The organism is Vibrio sp. Isolate32, from assembly GCF_022397955.1.
Taxonomy (GTDB): domain Bacteria; phylum Pseudomonadota; class Gammaproteobacteria; order Enterobacterales; family Vibrionaceae; genus Vibrio.
Window position 1 is genome coordinate 198,651 of the sequence record NZ_JAKEUQ010000003.1, and the last position, 18,893, is coordinate 217,543.

The 18,893-nt window shown below is 43.3% G+C and carries 11 protein-coding genes; all 11 read right to left on the reverse strand.

The window, feature by feature from the left end; genetic code table 11:
• Positions 1–2: 2 nt before the first annotated feature.
• On the reverse strand, positions 3–1,919 hold the full coding sequence (locus L1D11_RS03550; protein ID WP_239832613.1) for an ABC transporter ATP-binding protein: 1,917 nt from the start codon (positions 1,917–1,919) through the stop codon (positions 3–5).
• Entirely contained in the window at positions 1,897–2,157 is a 261-nt protein-coding gene (locus L1D11_RS03555) for a glutaredoxin family protein (RefSeq protein ID WP_019823251.1), read from the reverse strand. The genes L1D11_RS03550 and L1D11_RS03555 overlap by 23 nt, the downstream gene beginning before the upstream one ends.
• 25 nt (positions 2,158–2,182) lie before the next feature.
• Entirely contained in the window at positions 2,183–4,303 is a 2,121-nt protein-coding gene (gene rlmKL, locus L1D11_RS03560) for a bifunctional 23S rRNA (guanine(2069)-N(7))-methyltransferase RlmK/23S rRNA (guanine(2445)-N(2))-methyltransferase RlmL (protein WP_239832614.1), read from the reverse strand.
• 507 nt (positions 4,304–4,810) lie between these two features.
• Positions 4,811–5,362, reverse strand: a complete 552-nt coding sequence (locus tag L1D11_RS03565) for a cell division protein ZapC (protein WP_008221983.1) — start codon at positions 5,360–5,362, stop codon at positions 4,811–4,813.
• Positions 5,363–5,585: 223 nt separating this feature from the next.
• Entirely contained in the window at positions 5,586–6,596 is a 1,011-nt protein-coding gene (gene pyrD, locus L1D11_RS03570) for a quinone-dependent dihydroorotate dehydrogenase (protein ID WP_239832615.1), read from the reverse strand.
• A gap of 298 nt (positions 6,597–6,894) precedes the next feature.
• Positions 6,895–11,736, reverse strand: a complete 4,842-nt coding sequence (locus L1D11_RS03575) for an NAD-glutamate dehydrogenase (RefSeq protein WP_239832617.1) — start codon at positions 11,734–11,736, stop codon at positions 6,895–6,897.
• A 228-nt stretch (positions 11,737–11,964) separates the two neighbouring features.
• Positions 11,965–12,183: a DUF2835 domain-containing protein gene (locus L1D11_RS03580; protein WP_239832618.1), complete on the reverse strand. Its 219-nt coding sequence runs from the start codon at positions 12,181–12,183 to the stop codon at positions 11,965–11,967.
• A 226-nt stretch (positions 12,184–12,409) separates the two neighbouring features.
• Positions 12,410–15,016, reverse strand: coding sequence for an aminopeptidase N (pepN, locus tag L1D11_RS03585; RefSeq protein WP_239832619.1), 2,607 nt, complete (start codon positions 15,014–15,016; stop codon positions 12,410–12,412).
• A gap of 217 nt (positions 15,017–15,233) precedes the next feature.
• Positions 15,234–15,917, reverse strand: a complete 684-nt coding sequence (locus tag L1D11_RS03590; protein ID WP_239832620.1) for a hypothetical protein — start codon at positions 15,915–15,917, stop codon at positions 15,234–15,236.
• Positions 15,918–16,177: 260 nt separating this feature from the next.
• On the reverse strand, positions 16,178–18,172 hold the full coding sequence (prc, locus tag L1D11_RS03595; RefSeq protein ID WP_239832621.1) for a carboxy terminal-processing peptidase: 1,995 nt from the start codon (positions 18,170–18,172) through the stop codon (positions 16,178–16,180).
• Positions 18,173–18,189: 17 nt separating this feature from the next.
• Positions 18,190–18,813, reverse strand: a complete 624-nt coding sequence (proQ, locus tag L1D11_RS03600) for an RNA chaperone ProQ (protein ID WP_239832623.1) — start codon at positions 18,811–18,813, stop codon at positions 18,190–18,192.
• Positions 18,814–18,893: the final 80 nt, after the last annotated feature.

An 18,893-nucleotide genomic window follows, 5' to 3' on the forward strand; every position in this document is an offset into this window, starting at 1 on the left:
TCTTAACTTTCCTGTTGTAGTGCCTCGAGCTCTTCCCAGCGCTCAAAAGCAACTTCAAGCTCCTGCTCTGCTGCAGATAGCTTATCTAATACTGGTTGTGTCTGCTCTACAGATTTTGAAAAGAAGCTTGGATCGTTGACTTCTTCCTGAAGAGTTTCAATTTGAGTTTCCAATTCTTCTAAACGCATTGGTAGCGCTTCTAGTTCTCGTTGTAGCTTATACGATAACTTCTTAGGTTTAGCCTTAACTGGCACAGTTTTGGGAGTTTCCTCAACTACTTTCGCCAGCTTTGATGGCTTTTCAACCTGTCGGTACTCTAATGCCTGCTTTCTTTGCTGCTGAGCATCGTGATAGCCACCAACAAATTCTTCAATCACACCGTTGCCTTCGAAGATCCAACTTGTCATAACCGTGTTATCAACAAACTGACGATCGTGGCTCACTAAAAGAAGCGTACCCTGATAGTTGGCAAGCAAATCTTCTAAAAGTTCCAAAGTTTCGATATCTAGATCGTTGGTTGGCTCATCGAGAATCAATAAGTTGTTCGATTTAAGGAAAATACGAGCTAATAACAGACGGTTTTTCTCACCACCAGATAGTGCTTTAACAGGAGTACGAGCACGTTTTGGAGAGAATAAGAAATCTTGTAAGTAGCTTAGTGCATGACGCTCACGTCCGCCTACGGTCACTTCTTGCTTACCGTCTGCTAGGTTATCAATCACCGACTTCTCTGGGTCTAGGATTTCGCGGTATTGGTCAAAGTAAGCCACTTCAAGCTTAGTACCGCAATGCAGACGACCTGAATCTGGCTGAAGTTGATCAAGAAGCAGTTTAAGTACCGTGCTCTTACCACAACCGTTAGGACCAATCAGAGCAATACGATCACCACGCATGATGTTGAAGCTAAAATCTTTAACAATCTCTTTACCTTCAAAACCAAAGTTAAGATTTTCAGCTTCGAATACAATCTTACCTGAACGCTGACCATCATCGATTTGGATCACGGCTTTGCCCTGCACTTCACGGCGATTCAAACGCTCTTCACGTAGCTTCTTAAGCGCACGTACACGGCCTTCGTTACGGGTTCGACGAGCTTTAATGCCCTGACGAATCCATACTTCCTCTTGAGCGAGCTTCTTATCGAATTCAGCATTTTGCATTTCTTCAACACGAAGCGCTTCTTCCTTCTCAACAAGGTAGTTTTCGTAATCACCAGGGAAAGAGCTCAATTTACCGCGATCAAGGTCGACGATACGTGTTGCCATCGATTTAATGAATGCACGGTCATGCGAGATAAAGATGATTGAGCCACGGAAATCTTTCAGGAAGCCCTCTAACCATTCAATGGTTGCAACATCTAGGTGGTTAGTCGGTTCATCTAGCAAAAGCACGTCAGGGTCACACACAAGTGCACGAGCAAGCGCCGCTTTACGTTGCCAACCACCAGATAAATCAGTCAGCTTTGTTTCAGCTGTCAGCTTAAGTGCAGCCAATACGTTGCTTACGCGATCTTCAAAGCGCCATGCATTCGCATGATCCAATTGCTCTTGAACACGAGTAAGACGATTTAGGTTCTTTTCACTAGGGTCAGTACCGATGAGATCCAGAAGATCATGATAGATCTTCAACTGTTCACCGATTTCTGCTAGGCCACCAGCAACGTAATCATAAACGGTACCTTGCTCATTACGCGGTGGATCTTGCTCAAGACGAGATACAACCACATCTTGTGTGATTTGCATCTTGCCGTCGTCCATGATGATGTTCCCAGACAGGATTTTCATCAACGTAGACTTACCAGCGCCATTGCGCCCTACTAAACACACACGTTCGTTTTCTTGCAGTGCGAAATCCGCACGATCTAATAACGGGTGGTCGCCAAACGCTAATTGCCCATTATGAATTGTAAGTAATGCCATTCTTCTTTAACCAATCATTAAGTTCTAACAAGCCAAATGGCCAGTTAAGCTCTGAGCTTTGAGAAAGGTCAGAGCTTTCAAATTTGAGCACCGGAATAGTGACCCCGTAACGGGAAAAGAGCTCATCATCAAATGCAATGTCGACAACGTTGACGTGATGGCTAATGTTTAACTGTTCCGTGAGTTGGAATGCCATCTCACATAGATGGCACCCTTCTGTACTGTAGAGAGTCAGCACTATATATCCTTATACAATCTCTTAACTACTTATGTGTGATCAACCAGCAGTTATGAATGTGCTTGTTGCGAGAGAAGTCTAATGGCAGTGTCTTAGCAGAGATGTTCTGAGCCTTAAGACCTAACTCATCGAGAGCTTCCAAGTCCATTTTAAAGTGACGCTTGTTGTTAGAGAACACTATCGTGCCTTCTTCACGAAGAAGACGCTTAAGATTTTCCATCAACTGAATGTGATCGCGTTGAACATCAAAAGATTGATCCATACGCTTTGAGTTAGAGAACGTTGGTGGATCGATGAAAATCAGATCGTAAGAACCTTGCTCTTTAGCCAGCCATTGTAGACAGTCCGCTTGAACAAATTGATGTTGACGACCAACGCGGCCGTTAAGCTCCATGTTCTCTTTTGCCCACTCTAGGTAAGTATTAGACATGTCTACTGTTGTCGTAGAACGCGCGCCACCCACTGCTGCATGAACAGATGCACTACCTGTGTAAGCAAACAAGTTTAAGAAGTCTTTACCTGCCGCCATCTCACCGATACGACGACGAGTGATCTTATGGTCTAGGAACAGGCCCGTATCTAGGTAATCGTGAAGGTTAACAATCAGCTTAACGCCGTATTCGTTCACTTCTAGGTTAGATGAGTCTTGAGCCATCTTCTGGTATTGAGAACGGCCTTTCTGCTTCTGACGAACCTTAAGCACAACGTTGTTTGCTTCAACGCCCGTTACTTGAATAGAAGCACGGATAATATCGGTTAAGCGACGTTTTGCCTTCTCTTCCGGTACATCTTTAGGCGCTGCGTATTCTTGAATCACAAGGTGACCTGGGTATACATCAATCGCTACATTGTATTCTGGTAAGTCAGCATCATAGATACGGTAACAATCTAATTGCTCTTTCTTAGCCCACTTGCCAATTTTACCGATGTTCTTTTTAAGACGGTTTGCAAAGTCAGGAGCAATCAGCTGTTCTTGCTCGCCCGTTGGACGTTCTGACATCGGACGATCTGAAATTGAGTAATTTTTTTGGTGACACGGTAACGCACCGTTATTCAATTTGAACTGTTTGTCTGCACGCATGCGTAAGCAGCTAAGTAGTTCGTCTGAACTAGAGAAGATAGACGCGTTACAACCGCCAAATTCAGCTTTAAGCTGTGCGCCGAATGCCGTGTACAGTGCAATTAGGCCTGGCTCTGTACCTAGACGTTCACCATAAGGTGGGTTAGAAACAATCACACCATCAGCAAATTCTGTAGGGCGTTTAAGCTTTGCAGCGTCACCTACTTCGAATTCAATCAACTCTTCAACACCAGCACGACGAGCGTTGTCACGTGCTGTTTTGATCATGCGTTCATCATTGTCATAACCATAGAACTTACATTCTACTTTCTTAACGCCACGACGACCTTGAACGTTCGCTTCAGCTTTAACTTCAGCCCAAAGCTCTGGTTCGAAATCTTCTAGTGATTCAAAACACCACTTCTGGCGTTTAACACCTGGAGCCATGTTCGCAGCCATCATTGCCGCTTCAATCACTAACGTACCTGAACCACACATAGGATCTAAGAAAGGTTTTGTTGCATCCCAACCACTACGAAGAAGAATCGCTGCAGCAAGCGTTTCACGCAAAGGTGCACGACCAGATTCTGGACGGTAACCACGTTGATGCAGACCGCTACCTACCATATCAACACCAAGAATCGCTTTGTCACGGTGTAGACGAACGTGAATACGAACATCCGGGTTTTCTTTACTAATAGAAGGACGAGGCAATGACTTCTTCTCGAAGCAATCAACGATAGCGTCTTTCACTTTCATCGCGCCGTATTGGCTGTTGCGGATTTCACGGTTAGTACCGTTGAAGTCAACCACAAAACGCTTAGAGCTATGGAATTGATTCACCCAGTTGACCGCAGTGGTCGATAGGTACAAATCCATGTCGTCCTGACAAGTGAATTCAGAAAGGACACGTACAAATCGAGAAGCCAAACGACTCCACAAACAACAACGATAAATTTGCTCATTGGTCGCTTTGAATTTAACACCTGCTTGGACAGGTTTTGCGTTTGTAATCCCTAGTTGGGTTAGTTCTTCAACTAATAAATTCTCAAGGCCGTTTGAGGCAACCGCTAGATATTGATTCATAGTGTTCTTTTATTGATAAAAATGAGCTCGATTATACCTGATTTTGTTACCAGAGCATCACTCTAAACTCGTCTTTTCATTGAATCTTTCGACTAACTGGCTAGCAAACACACAGTACTGAAGCGATCCCTTACCCACCCCCCCTTACAGCATAAGAGCTAACAAACCCAATTTTTTCACATCCAATTCTCAATCGAACCTATATTGTGAATTTATATTCACCCCTAAATTGGTATATACCAAATAAGGATAGTGGGTGAAATTTAGCTACAAAAGAGCGAAAACAGGGAATAAAGAAGACTAAATTACACTTTTGAGGCATTAAATGAGGTGAAATTAACGTAAAAAAAATTGTCTTAACTTCACTATTTTGATGGTTAGCGAGTGATGCATTTATCAGGATGAGGTTTTTTAGGCACAAAAAAATCGGCTATTAAGCCGATTATTTGGAAGGTTTGGTGAGGTTGTTCTGTGCGACGTATGGCGAAATGATGTCTTAAATTTGGGTTAGCCTACCATCGCAATATGATGAGATTGATGCAGAATCGCGTTAGCATCAAGCATCCTATCGTGCATCACCTTGATTGAGTCGCCAAAGCGTAATCCTTTTGAAGGAGTCAGTAGGAACTCTTCTAGGTCTACAAACGCGCACAAGCTCGCACACTCGCCCACTTCTAATACAATGAAGTAACCAAGGCTATGCTCGTTATTCATTTGTACAATATCCCCTTCCTGAGGATACTCATGGCCTGCACCTTGTGGAGCGAAAAACCAGCTCTTTGGTTGTACAGGCTTATGGAAACGCTTCGCAGCCACGCAGTAAAGCGCCAGTTCTGCTTGACGAGGCTCAGATAGCTCTAAGCCAGAAATTTGTTCTTTGAAGGTTTGGTATGAGGATGCGTCATCAACGGTGAATTCATTATCTCGAAACGCACAGTCCACCAGCTTATTGCGGACCAGATTCGTTTTGAAAATCATATCCTCTCCGAGGTTTAGCATTAATGAACATTGCTGCTCATCGTAATACCAACTCCATGTATCGCTAGGTTTAAGCATCATTTCGTCTCACACTGTTGAACCATTCCATTAGGTAAAACGCAAAATTACCTTCAATTGCAGTGATTTTACTGAGCAATAGGCAAAAAAAAAGAGGAAATGAATTCCTCTTTCTTATCGCTTTTCTCTACAACTCAGGGAGTTACAGTGTCTCTTTTAGTAAGACGATGTCAGTTTATAGATACTTCTATAATATCGATGCTCTATAACGACCATAGTTTACAAACTACAGGTTTTTGACAATGTCAGCTACAAGACGTGGACCTTTGTAGATAAAGCCAGAGTAAACCTGAACAAGCTTAGCGCCTGCCACCATTTTCTCTTTTGCAGCAACATAAGAGTCAACGCCACCTACCCCGATGATCGGCAGTTGGTCACCTAGCTCTTGGTGAAGTTTACGAACTACTTCAGTACTACGAGACTGAACTGGACGTCCACTTAGGCCACCGGCTTCGTCACAGTGTTTCATGCCTCCGACAATTGAACGATCCAATGTCGTGTTTGTTGCGATCACACCATCGATCTTATTTTTGATCAATGATTCGCAAATTTGGCTGATTTCGTCGTCACTTAGATCCGGCGCAATCTTAAGAGCTAGAGGAACATACTTACCATGCTTCTCTTCTAGTTCAGCTTGTTTTACTTTCAGCTCAGACAGCAAATCATCAAGTGCTTCGCCGTATTGTAGAGAACGTAGCCCTGGTGTGTTTGGTGAAGAGATATTTACCGCAATGTAACCCGCGTATTGGTATACCTTCTCCATACAGATCAAGTAATCTTCAGCGCCCTTTTCAATTGGCGTGTCTTTATTTTTACCAATGTTGATGCCCAAGATGCCGTCGTAGTTTGACTTCTTAACATTCTCAACCAAGTTATCTACGCCTAGGTTGTTGAAACCCATGCGGTTGATGATACCTTCAGCTTCAACAAGACGGAATAAACGAGGTTTATCGTTACCCGCTTGTGGACGAGGAGTCACAGTCCCTACTTCTACAAAGCCAAAACCCATCGCGCCAAATGCATCAATACATTCGCCGTTTTTATCTAGGCCAGCCGCAAGGCCAACTGGGTTTTTAAAAGTAAGACCCATGCATTCTACAGGTCGATGAGGTAATTGTTGGCGATACAAAAGATCAATAGGTGTGCCAGTAAAGCGCTTGAAGTTTTGAATTGCGAGATCATGTGCCTTTTCGGCATCAAGTTGGAAAAAGCCAGTTCTGGCTAGACGGTAAAGCATTGTGCCTCCGATAGAAAAAAGCCCCGTGTAAACGGGGCTATATTATTTACTTATTTCCCCAACTATTCAATCTATTACTGTCTGTAAGGGTAAGATAATCGCGTTTGCTAACGAATGAGGTTCATTATTAAGCAAACGTTATCGTATATTTAGCATATCGAGTACCTCTACTTCACTTTCCAACGAATCGCTTTAGTACATTGTTAATTGGTTGGCGCTCATAGCCGGAAGCTAATCACGTCCCAAAACGAAAAAGGCAGACCAAATGGCCTGCCCTTAATTACTGTCTATCTAATCGCTAGTCTTTCGACATGCAGTTTAGATTCAGTAGCATCAATTCACGTAACGCAACTGAGAACTTAGCAAACTCGTGAACAGAACCCACTTTGAATTCGTTCAGGATACTTTCCCAACGATGTAGAGAAACAGAATTGCTTTCCATCCAATCGTCGAGCGCCTTGATCACATCTAGATCCGAACCACAACCGCAGTTCAGTACTTGACCTGTTAACTGACGTTGTTGCCAATCCAGATCTTCTCTGAATGCAGCGCGTGCCAATGCTTGCCAGTTGTTATCGACTGCTTGACCATTGATCTGCTTCAGGAACCAGTGCAGAGACAGACGGTCGCCCAGATTGAAGTAAAGTTTAGACGCTTGTTGTACTGTTTTACCCGTTTCACGAGCCACTGTAGATATATCCAGTGCTGAATACAAGCTAGACAGACGAGCTACTGAATTCGCCAATTCTGCTGTAACGCCTTGGTCAATCCATACTTGCGCCATTGCTTGATGCTCTTCTACTTCTGAAGCAACCAGATTTTCATCCAGTTTCTCAGTAATAGCTACTACATCGCCTTGGTAAAGTTCAACCAGTGCTTTCACAGATTGTTTGCCAGTACGGTTTCTTAGTAACCAGCGTGTTAAACGGCGTAGTGTACGACGTACATGGTACAGCAACTCATATTGAGCTTCTGAGCTAGAGATATTGTCCAGTTCACGGATGCTCTTAAGCACTTGACCCAAACCATAGATTTCACGTGATGCCGCGTAAGCATTCGCAATATCGACAATGTTTGCGCCCGTCTCTTCTTGTAGGCGAGTGATGAAGTTACAGCCCATTTCGTTAACCATTTGGTTAGCAAGAGCCGTCGCAATGATCTCTGCACGCAGTGGGTGGTTATCCATGTGTTGATAATAGTTACGGCGTAACTCTGTTGGGAAGTATTGCATCAATTGTTGCGCATGGAACTCATCATTCGCAATATCATCACTCACAAGATCTTCTTTTAGAACCATCTTACCGTAAGCAATCAATACTGATAGCTCAGGTCGCGTCAGGCCTTGACCTTGCTTCTCACGCTCTAGCAGAGTTTCATCATCTGGGATGTATTCCAAACCACGATCCAGATACCCTGCTTTCTCCATAGTATGAATGAAGCGGATTTGCTCTTTAACTAAACTCACGCCTTGATGTTCGGTTACCGAAATAGACTCAGCTTGGCAGTACGCGTCATCAAGAACGATTTCACCAACTTCATCTTCCATTGACTCAAGCACTTGGTTACGTTGCTTAACAGTGAGATCACCATTAGACACCAAACCGTTCAAGAAGATCTTAATGTTTACTTCGTTATCTGAACAGTCAACACCACCCACGTTATCAACGAAGTCTGTGTTCACTCGGCCGCCGGTAAGCGCATATTCAATACGACCCAATTGAGTCATACCCAAGTTACCGCCTTCACCAACAACTTTTGCTTTCAAATCGCCGCCATTGATACGCAACACGTCATTAGCACGGTCGCCCACATCAGTATGAGTTTCACTAGAAGACTTAACGTAAGTACCGATGCCACCATTCCAAAGTAGATCAACTTCCATAGACAAGATCGCTTTGATCAAATCATTTGGCGCCATTGATGCTTTCTTGGTACCCAGCATTTTCTGAATTTCAGGTGTTAGAGAGATAGACTTCGCTCGACGAGAGAAGATGCCCCCCCCCTGAGAAATCAGTTCTTTGTTGTAATCTTCCCAGCTTGAGCGAGGTAGATTGAACAAACGATCACGCTCTACCCAGCTTGATGCTGAATCTGGATTCGGATCAATGAAGATGTGCATGTGGTTAAATGCCGCTTGTAGACGGATGTGCTTAGATAGCAGCATACCGTTACCAAATACGTCACCCGCCATATCACCAACACCGATAGCAGTGAAGTCTGTTGTCTGACAGTTAATGCCCATTTCACGGAAGTGACGCTTAACCGATTCCCAACCACCTTTTGCGGTGATACCCATCGCTTTGTGGTCGTAACCGTTAGAGCCACCCGAAGCAAACGCATCACCTAACCAAAAGTTGTACTCTTCAGATACTGAGTTCGCTAAGTCAGAGAACGTTGCTGTACCTTTATCAGCTGCAACAACTAAGTACGGGTCATCTTCATCATGACGAACCACGTTCTTAGGTGGGATAACCTCACCTTCAATGATGTTGTCTGATACGTCTAGTAAGGCACGGATGAAGCGCTTGTAACAACGTTGACCTTCAGCAAAGATCTCATCTCGGCCAGACATAGTGTGTTGACGCTTACAAACAAAACCACCTTTAGCACCAACCGGAACGATAACCGTGTTCTTAACTTGTTGCGCTTTAACTAGACCTAGAATCTCAGTACGGAAGTCCTCTTGACGGTCTGACCAACGTAAACCACCACGTGCTACTTTACCGCCACGTAGATGAACACCCTCAATATCTGGTGCGTAAACGAAGATCTCAAACGCAGGAACCGGCGCAGGGATATCTGGAATCTCGCTTGGTCTCATTTTCAGAGCCAACCAAGGTTTAGACTGCTTGTTCTCATCTACTTGGTAGTAGTTAGTACGAAGCGTTGCAGAGATCATTTCCATGTAGCGACGAATGATACGATCATCATCCAAGCTCTCTACATGATCCAACTGTTCAGTGATCTTCTTAATAAGATCTTGTTGGCCTTTCACGCTGCCCTTCAGTTTAGGATCGAAACGCTTGCCGAATAAGCTCACTAGCCCTTTTGCTAACTCTGGGTAATGAGACAATGTGTCTTCAATGTATTGTTGGCTGAATGGGAAACCCACTTGACGCATGTAACGAGCATAAGCACGTAAAATTGAGATTTCACGACCAGAAAGACCCGCACCCAGTACCAAGCGGTTGAAACCATCGCTGTCTAGCTCACCCGCCCAAATTGCTGCGAATGCTTGTTGGAAAAGATCGCGAGCTTCACGAAGATCAATGGTTTGGTCGCTCTTATGAAGCATTGAGAAATCTAAGATCCAATAGGTTGTCCCGTTGGTCTTACGCACTTCGTATGGCGACTCACCGATTACGCGTAGGCCAAAGTTTTCAAGCATTGGCATCACATCAGAAAGGTGAATTGGCTCTGCACTGTGGTAGAACAGTTTTAAGCGAACCGCTTTTGAGTCTGCAGCTTCTTCTTGTGGACGGTAGAAAAGCATACCAAGTTTGTTGTCTTCACTCAGTGCTTCTAAACGTTCTATGTCTGCAACAGCAGAACCTGGCATCATGTCTTCTTTGTACGAACGTGGGAATGCACGCATGTACTCTTTCGACAATGGAAGCCCTTTACTCTCACCAAAGTTTGCAATGATTGATTCAGATAGACGGTCATCCCACGTAGACGATACTTCCATTAAATTTTGCTCAATTGTTTTCACGTCCACATCCATGTTGTTGTTATCAACACGAACAATATAGTGCGTTCTTGCCAGAGGGCTCTCAGAGAAGTACGTTGTAAATTCTACTTCTTCTTCACACCCAAAGTACTGCTTCAAAATGCGCTGTGTTTGGCGACGAAGCTCGGTGTTGTAACGATCTTTTGTTACGTAAACCATACAGCTAAAGAAACGGCCAAACGGGTCTTTGCGAACGAACAGACGCAGAAGATCACGATCTTGCATCTGTACGACACCCGTACCCACTTCAAGTAGCTCTTCTTCGCGAGCTTGAAGCAGTTCATCACGTGGGTAGTTTTCAAGAATGTTGTGCAGCGCTTTATATGAGTATGAACCCTCACGGTAACCACTTGCATCCAAGATTCGTTCTACTTTCTCTCGAACTAGAGGAATCGTTTCAACGGTTTGGTTATAGACCGCAGAGGTGTAAAGACCAGTAAAGCGATGTTCACCAATAACCTTACCATTCTTATCGAACTTCTTAATGCCGATGTAATCATTATAAGCTGGGCGGTGAATGCGTGAAGCCGTGTTGCCCTTGGTTACGATAAGTACGTATGGTTTTTTTGCTTCTAGACGTGCAGAGTCAGAAAATTCAGACAACTTAACGTTACGTACACGATCTGAATTTGCAAACAAACCAAGACCTTGCTCCTTGGTCGGTTGCAGCTCAGTATCGCCATTAACTGAAACTAGGTCATATTCCTTATAACCCATGAATGTAAAGTTGTGTTCGCCTAACCAACGAAGAAACGCCAACGTCTCATCGAAACGTTGGCCGTCTACTGGAATGCTGTCTTTCTGCTGCTCAACCTGATCTGTTACTTCTTTCAGTCTTTCAACCATTTTAAGCCAGTCGTTAACCACTAAGCTTGTATCGGTGAAAATGTCTAGAAGCTCTGTTTTCAAGGCCGTCATTTCAGCCTTGCTGCTCAAACGGTCAACCTCAATATGGAATAGAGATTGGAAAACACCTTCGCCACTGCTCACACCCATTACGCTTCCTGAATCAGAACGAGAGATTTGTGTTGGGTTGTGCAACATAAGGTGAGAAGAAAGGTCTAGGCGAGTCAATGCCATTTTTACAGAATCAACAAGAAATGGGCTGTCTGGTACCACTATCTCAACGATCGTGTGAGTAGACTGCCAACCCTGACGGCTTACCGTCGGGTTGAAAACGCGTACCGAGATTTCGTCGGCTTTCTTTTCGTTGATGTGGTGCCATAAGCTAACTACAGCACCATATAAATCGGATTCGTTTCTCTGAGTCAGGTCGTCGTGAGAAACGTTACTAAACAAGTGTTGAGCAAGTTGAGTTACGAGAGGTCGATGAGCAAGGTCAAGTTTGTCTTGAATCAGCTTGTAAACTTTTTCAAGTAAAACTGGAACCACAGTTTCACGTGCGGTCATAGTCACACTCCACAATTAGAATTGTATTTTATTATTAGGGGTATCACTTAATCTGGTGTTTGAATTACGCCGTTGAGCGCTTGTCTACTAACGAGTTAAGCAAAGGTAATGCATTGGTTTATTGTAAAAGCATTATTGAAAAACGGTTAATTGTTTTAACTGTGGTAGGAGGTGAAATGTTTGATTATGTGATTAAGATTCCTTTTAACTCACTAGGCATGCCAAGCTTTACAGAGCTTCCAACTTGATAAACTTATTTTTCTGGTCAGTTGTCAGTCTAAATTGCCCTCTAACCCCTATTTGTGTAAGAAAAGGTCTGAACCGAGTTGCAGGTAACTGTATGCGCAATCCTGTTGTTGTTATTACTTGAACTTGACTTGCCGCACCCGAATAACTGACCAGAAACTGCTGATATGAGATGTTAAGTTGGAAAATATAATGATTCATACAAAACCTGTATAAACGTACAGTATCGGTGTTTTTGGCACTTAACGATGTCTAACTGTAAAAACGTTCTGTCTTAAAAAGTTGGGGAGTTCACCCACTCTGGCTTGCTTAAGTGCCGAAACCCCTCAAACAAAAAATCAGTGGTAGATGCTCTCTACCACTGATAAATTTTCTTCATGAGTAAACCGCTTCTTAGCAAGCCGGCTTACACTATTGAGTTCTTCACTTAAGCTTCTAGTGCTTTTGTTACTTTCTCAAATAGGTCTTTTGCAAGATTATCCATGTTCTTCAACGTCTCAAGCTCTGTTTTGATAAGTGCTTGACGCTCGTCATCATACTTACGGAACTTAAGCAGTGGGTCAATCAGACGCGAAGCAACTTGCGGGTTACTGCTGTTTAGTTCACGTAAGATCTCACCAGCAAACGCATAACCCTGTCCCGACTTATCATGGAATTGAACCGGGTTCATGTTGAAGAATGAACCAACTAAGTTACGCGTGCGGTTCGGGTTCTTCAAGCTGAACGCCTGATGTGACATAGACTCTTTGATCACTTCAAGTGCATTTAAACTTGGGTTAGTACCTTGCAGCGCAAACCATTTATCCATAACAAGACCATCGTGTTTCCACTTGTCACTGTAATCCGCCATCAAGCTTTCACGACAAGGCAATTTTGCACTGTTAGCAGCGCCCATTGCAGCCATGGTGTCAGTCATGTTGTTTGCTGTTTGATACATCTCAACTACCAAGTCGTTACCCTGCTCTGTATGAGCTAAGTAGCTTAGGCAAACTTTACGCAGAGTACGCTTACCGATAGAGTCGTGATCAATTGTATAGTCCGTTAGTGCATGGATGTGATATAACGCAGCCAGCTCATCTTCAAGCTCTGCTGCTAGCGTTACCTTCATCGAGTTAAGCACTGACGCGACAGCATCAATATCAACACGTTCATACCAACCTGACACTTCATTGTGGCTTGGCAGTGACAGCATTTCAGCAATGAATGCAGGTTCTAGAGAGTCACTCAGTAACACACCGCGGAATGCATCAACAACAGACGCTGATAATTCAAACTTCTGACCTTGTTGAACGTTCTCAACGTTACTGCGAATGTACTTAGCCAATAACATTTGGCCCGCATCCCAACGAGAAAACTCATTGCGTGCATTCACCATTAGGAAGATCAGCTCTTCATCAGAATAATCGTATTCGAGTTTTACTGGTGCAGAGAATTCACGCAGCAATGATGGCACTGGTTTCTCGTTTACGTTCTCGAACACAAAAGTCTGTTCAGCTTCTTTCACATCTAACACATTGTGAACTGGCTTACCGTTATATTGTAACTCGATCACATCACCCGTCGCTGTGTACAGTTCGATGTCTAGAGGAATATGCAGTATTTGCTTTTTAGCTTGTTCGTGAGTTGGCGCCGTTACTTGGCGAGTTGTTAATGTGTACTGTTTCTTCTCTGCGTCGTAATGGCTTTCAACAGATAGCGTCGGCGTACCAGACTGGCTATACCATAAACGGAACTGAGACAGATCAACACCCGATGCATCTTCCATTGCTGCGACGAAATCTTCACACGTTGCTGCCGTACCATCGTGACGTTCGAAATACAGTTTCATGCCTTTTTGGAAACCGTCTTCACCCAACAATGTGTGGATCATACGGATCACTTCACTGCCCTTCTCGTACACGGTCAATGTATAAAAGTTATTCATTTCTATCACTTTTTCCGGACGGATTGGGTGAGACATTGGGCTTGCATCTTCAGCGAATTGCGGACCGCGAATGATACGCACATTGTTAATACGGTTAACTGCGCGAGAGCCAAGATCCGATGAGAACTCTTGGTCACGGAATACGGTTAGACCTTCTTTCAAACTCAGCTGGAACCAATCGCGACAAGTCACTCGGTTACCTGTCCAGTTATGGAAGTATTCATGGCCAATTACCGCTTCAATACCTAAGTAATCGGTATCCGTTGCGGTTTGGTCGTTCGCCAAAACAAACTTAGAGTTAAATACGTTCAGGCCTTTGTTTTCCATCGCACCCATGTTGAAGAAATCAACCGCTACGATCATGTAGATATCTAGGTCGTACTCTAAGTTAAAGCGCTCTTCATCCCACTTCATTGAGTTAATCAAAGAAACCATTGCGTGGTTTGCACGGTCTAGGTTGCCTTTATCAACAAAGATTTCTAGGTCAACTTTACGGCCCGATTGCGTGGTGTAGGCATCTCGAAGCACGTCGAAGTCACCAGCTACTAGAGCAAACAAGTACGCTGGTTTCGGGTGCGGGTCTTGCCATTTAACCCAGTGACGACCATTTTCCGCCTCACCTTCATCAATGCGGTTACCATTACTTAATAAGAATGGGTTTTCCGCTTTGTCCGCGATAACAGTAGTCGTGAACTTTGCCAGTACATCAGGGCGATCCATGTAGTATGTGATACGACGGAAACCTTCCGCTTCACACTGAGTACAGAACGCACCACCTGATTTGTACAGCCCTTCAAGCGCACTGTTCCCTTCAGGGTTAACTTCAGTCACGATCGTTAATGTGAATTCTTTTGGTAAATCATTCAGTGTAAGTTGAGTTTCAGACTGCTCACACTGAGTCCATTCTTTACCTTCTACCAAAACAGAAACCAGCGTCAAGCCTTCACCATCAAGTACTAATGTCGCGCTGTCTTTCTCCTGCTTAACACTAGATACCGCCGTAATGATGGATGCTGAATCGTACAAATCGAAAGTAAGATCGATTTCAGAAATAGTGTGAGATGGTGATTGATAATCTTTACGATACTTGGCTTGAGGTGTATGTGCCATGACGAGTTCCTTTTGATCGTTATACGTAATAATTTTTTAACTGTATATATCTAAAGGTTGAGCGCCAAGAACACAAGGGGAATATTAAAAAAAGGAGGCATTGTAGGAAAATGCCTCCATGTTTTACTATTTTATCAATCAAATCAGATAGGAACGGCCAAGAAACGAACTGTATGCCATATTTTCAACGAGCCGATTTTACAGCGAAAAACAGTACTTATCGTATGCGATTAAGCACCGCAAACATGTCTCCCTCTTCACCTTGAAGCGTCAAAACGTCGCTGTTTAGTGTGTAACGAGTGCCATGTTCGCCGTTCTCATAAAGCAACACTAACTGGTCACCTTCGGTGTAGTACACCCCACGACGAACGACTTCACCGCCTTCTTCATCTGATACTCGGAACATGAAAATGAAGTCAGGTTGGAGCACTAAGTCCATTTTTTGAATGTTACTTGCTCGCAAATCACTACCAGATAATTCAGCGCTTGACCATATTCCAGCAAGTGCGTTGGGTAAGGCTTTAGTGAACATAACGCCGTTAAGATTCAGCATATTATGATTACTACTGTACGCGTAAACTTGAGGCTCTGAGGTATTTAACCCCAAAATAATCGTGTCTTCATTGGCGTTATAAAAACCTTCCCAATGATCGACACTGTAGTCTTTCTTTTGAATATCAATTGAAAATGAGTAGTTTGAATCAAGAGTAAGCTTAATTGCCCTAAAGTTCTCAGTGCCTTGCTCTGGATCTGGATTCATCAAATACCAATCGCCAAGCAACAGAGGAAGATCAAAATGAGATAGATTGCTATCAATTTTTGATTGCTGATCGTTAGGAGTAACTTCACTCCCAAAAGCAGCAAAACTTAAACAAGATAAAAATAGTAGAATCCATTTCATAAGCGCCCCCTCGTTTTTCTTTAAGCTTAGGCACGTAATGAATAGAAAGCGAAAAAATATGATCCAAGTCACTAAATTTTAAATGCGAAGTAACTTAAATGTCATTATTTACCAAACAGAAATCTAGAAAACTCACAGGGCATTCCCTTACTAACTAGCAATAAAAACCAAAAGAAACATATAGATAGAGATACATCAGACCGAACAGATACAAAAAAAGCGAGCCTAAGCTCGCTTTTTAATTTCAACAGGCGGTAAGCCTATTTCTTTATCATATCTAGCATGATTGCAACCGACTCATCAAGATAAGCATCCGGGGCTTCGTAGTCTTTTGGAATATCATCCAACGTTTTAAATGCCTCTAATTTAGCGGCTTTTTGACGTTGATTGATACGATCTAGACGAAGCACATCCGCATCATCACTCTCTTGTTGACGAACCTTTTCATTAAGAGAAAGGTCGTTGTCGTCTTTATCTGCCTTATATTTTTCAATATCTTGCGCGATAAAGCCAAATTCCATGTCTGTTGCGATACGAGCTTGGTGTTTAGCCGTCAACGCTGCGATCTGCTCATCGTTACGCTGTAACACTGAGTACTTCGCTTTGTCTATGCTGTCCCAAGGAAGAGCATTGTCTTCAACACTTTCACCAGTATCTGCCGGGTCAATTGGCGTTGGGTAAGCAATATCAGGTACTACACCTTTGTTTTGCGTACTGCCACCATTGATTCGGTAGAATTTCTGGATTGTGTATTGAACATAGCCCAACTCTTTGTCGAACAAATCATAAATATGATTCAAAGAACGATGCTGTTGTACCGTACCTTTACCGAAAGAGTTTTCACCTAGGATGATTGCACGACCGTAATCCTGCATCGCTGCTGCAAAGATCTCAGATGCCGAAGCACTGTAGCGATTTACCAACACCGTTAATGGACCTTGGTAACTGATTTCACCATCAGTATCGCTATTCACTTTGACACGACCGTAGCTATCACGAACCTGAACAACAGGCCCCTCTTTGATAAACAAACCAGAGAGTTCAGTTGCTTCCGTTAGTGCACCACCGCCGTTGTTTCGCAGATCAACAATAATACCTTCAACACCTTGCTCTTTAAGCTCAGTGATCAGTTTATCGGTATCTTTAGAAAGGCCAACATAGAAACTTGGTACTTCTAGTACACCAATCTTCTTGCCATCTTTCTCGATAACTTCTGATTTAACAGCGCGGTCTTCTAAACGAATCTTATCGCGCACAATTGTGACAACGTGACTTTTTGCATCTTTACCATCTGGCAAGATCTGTAGCTTAACTTTAGTCCCTTTCGGTCCTTTAATTAATTGCACTACATCGTCTAAACGCCAGCCGATAACATCAACAATCTCTTCGCCATCTTGACCAACGCCAACAATACGGTCGCCATCGCTCAATTGTTTGCTATTTGACGCAGGGCCACCAGCAACTAAAGATCGAATAACGGTGTAGTCGTCTGTCATCTGAAGTACAGCACCAATGCCTTCTAGAGATAGATTCATCTCAGATTGGAATTGCTCTGCATTTCTTGGAGAAAGGTAACTGGTGTGCGGATCAACTTCACGCGCGAATGCGTTCATGTAGATTTGGAAAGCATCTTCGTTGTGCGATTGCGTAATACGCTTCATCGCATTGTTGTAACGCTTTTCCAAAACTTCTTGAATCTCTGGCCACTCTTTACCAGTTAGTTTTAGATTCAACGCATCGTATTTAACGCGTTTTCTCCAAAGCTCATTCACTTCAGCGATATCTTTCGGCCACGCTGCTTCACTTCGATTAAGTTCGATAGTTTCATCGGTATCAAACTTGATTTCAGTATCGAGCAAAGACAATGCATATTGAAAACGTTCAAAACGCTTCTGCATAGACAAATTATAAACATCGAATGCAATCTGGTTATTGCCTGCTTTCAGTTGATCATCAATTTGTGTAGATGACGCAGCGAAAGAGTCAATATCAGCTTGAGTGAAGATATTACGATTATAATCCAGCATCTCTAAGTAACGATTAAAGATAGCTTGAGAGAAATCATCGTTAAGATTGAAGTGTTTATAATGAGAACGAGTAAATCGAGAAGTAACACGTTTACTAGCAGTTTCGTGTTGGACCTCAGGAGCGAGTAGAGGTAAATCGTCCTGATCTAATTTGGCTTCAAGAGCCTGAGCTGAAGCCGCTAGCCAAAAGCTAGCAGCAATCAGTGTCAATTTTGAACGGCATTTCATGCGTAGGAGTATCTCCTTTAAGCGCGCAAGTGCTCCGCTTTAACAACCATTTGTAGGCCGTTTGCTAACTGAACACGCACATCTTCCTTATTGATTTCAACAATGGTCGCAGCCATGTTTCCTTTACCCATGTTCACATTTACTTCTTTGCCAGCGATGAATTCGTCAGCGTTCAAAGCGCGTGTTTCTACAGGCTTTTCTACTTTTGGTGCTTTAGGCGCTTGACGACGAGCCTGTTGAGCTTTCTTCGCCTTAGATTTCGCTTTGCCTTCTTCACGAGCTTTTTGTGCTTGTTCTTTACGACGAGCCTGAACTTTCGCTTTGCTTTCTGCAAGTGTAGCTTTAGCGTGCTCAACGTGCTCTTCTTCTAGTGTGCCACACGCGTTGCCGTCTAGGTCAACACGTTCTGCGCCAGCTTTTACGCCGTGTAGGTAACGCCATGATGATGTGTACTGTCTTAACGCTGCACGAAGCTGAGTCTTACTTACTTTTTCGTCTTCATTTAGACGTTCAGCAAGATCTTGAAAAATACCAATTTTAAGTGGCTTCGCTTCACCTTCTAGAGTAAAGCATTTAGGGAAACATTCAGCAATATATGCGATAACTTCTTTGCTGTTTTTTAACTTTTCAGTGTTTTCCATGTGGGTTCCTGGTTTTTGCGGTTTTCCGCGAGCATTAAGAAAATATTTTTACGTATTATAGAGAGATGCTTGGGAAAAAC

Excerpts from the sequence above, each read along its gene's own strand:
- L1D11_RS03580 (WP_239832618.1), bottom strand. The coding sequence starts at position 12,183 with ATGAATCATTATATTTTCCAACTTAACATCTCATATCAGCAGTTTCTG.
- L1D11_RS03550 (WP_239832613.1), bottom strand. The coding sequence starts at position 1,919 with ATGGCATTACTTACAATTCATAATGGGCAATTAGCGTTTGGCGACCAC.
- proQ (WP_239832623.1), bottom strand. The coding sequence starts at position 18,813 with ATGGAAAACACTGAAAAGTTAAAAAACAGCAAAGAAGTTATCGCATAT.
- rlmKL (WP_239832614.1), bottom strand. The coding sequence starts at position 4,303 with ATGAATCAATATCTAGCGGTTGCCTCAAACGGCCTTGAGAATTTATTA.
- L1D11_RS03575 (WP_239832617.1), bottom strand. The coding sequence starts at position 11,736 with ATGACCGCACGTGAAACTGTGGTTCCAGTTTTACTTGAAAAAGTTTAC.
- pepN (WP_239832619.1), bottom strand. The coding sequence starts at position 15,016 with ATGGCACATACACCTCAAGCCAAGTATCGTAAAGATTATCAATCACCA.
- L1D11_RS03590 (WP_239832620.1), bottom strand. The coding sequence starts at position 15,917 with ATGAAATGGATTCTACTATTTTTATCTTGTTTAAGTTTTGCTGCTTTT.
- prc (WP_239832621.1), bottom strand. The coding sequence starts at position 18,172 with ATGAAATGCCGTTCAAAATTGACACTGATTGCTGCTAGCTTTTGGCTA.
- L1D11_RS03565 (WP_008221983.1), bottom strand. The coding sequence starts at position 5,362 with ATGATGCTTAAACCTAGCGATACATGGAGTTGGTATTACGATGAGCAG.
- pyrD (WP_239832615.1), bottom strand. The coding sequence starts at position 6,596 with ATGCTTTACCGTCTAGCCAGAACTGGCTTTTTCCAACTTGATGCCGAA.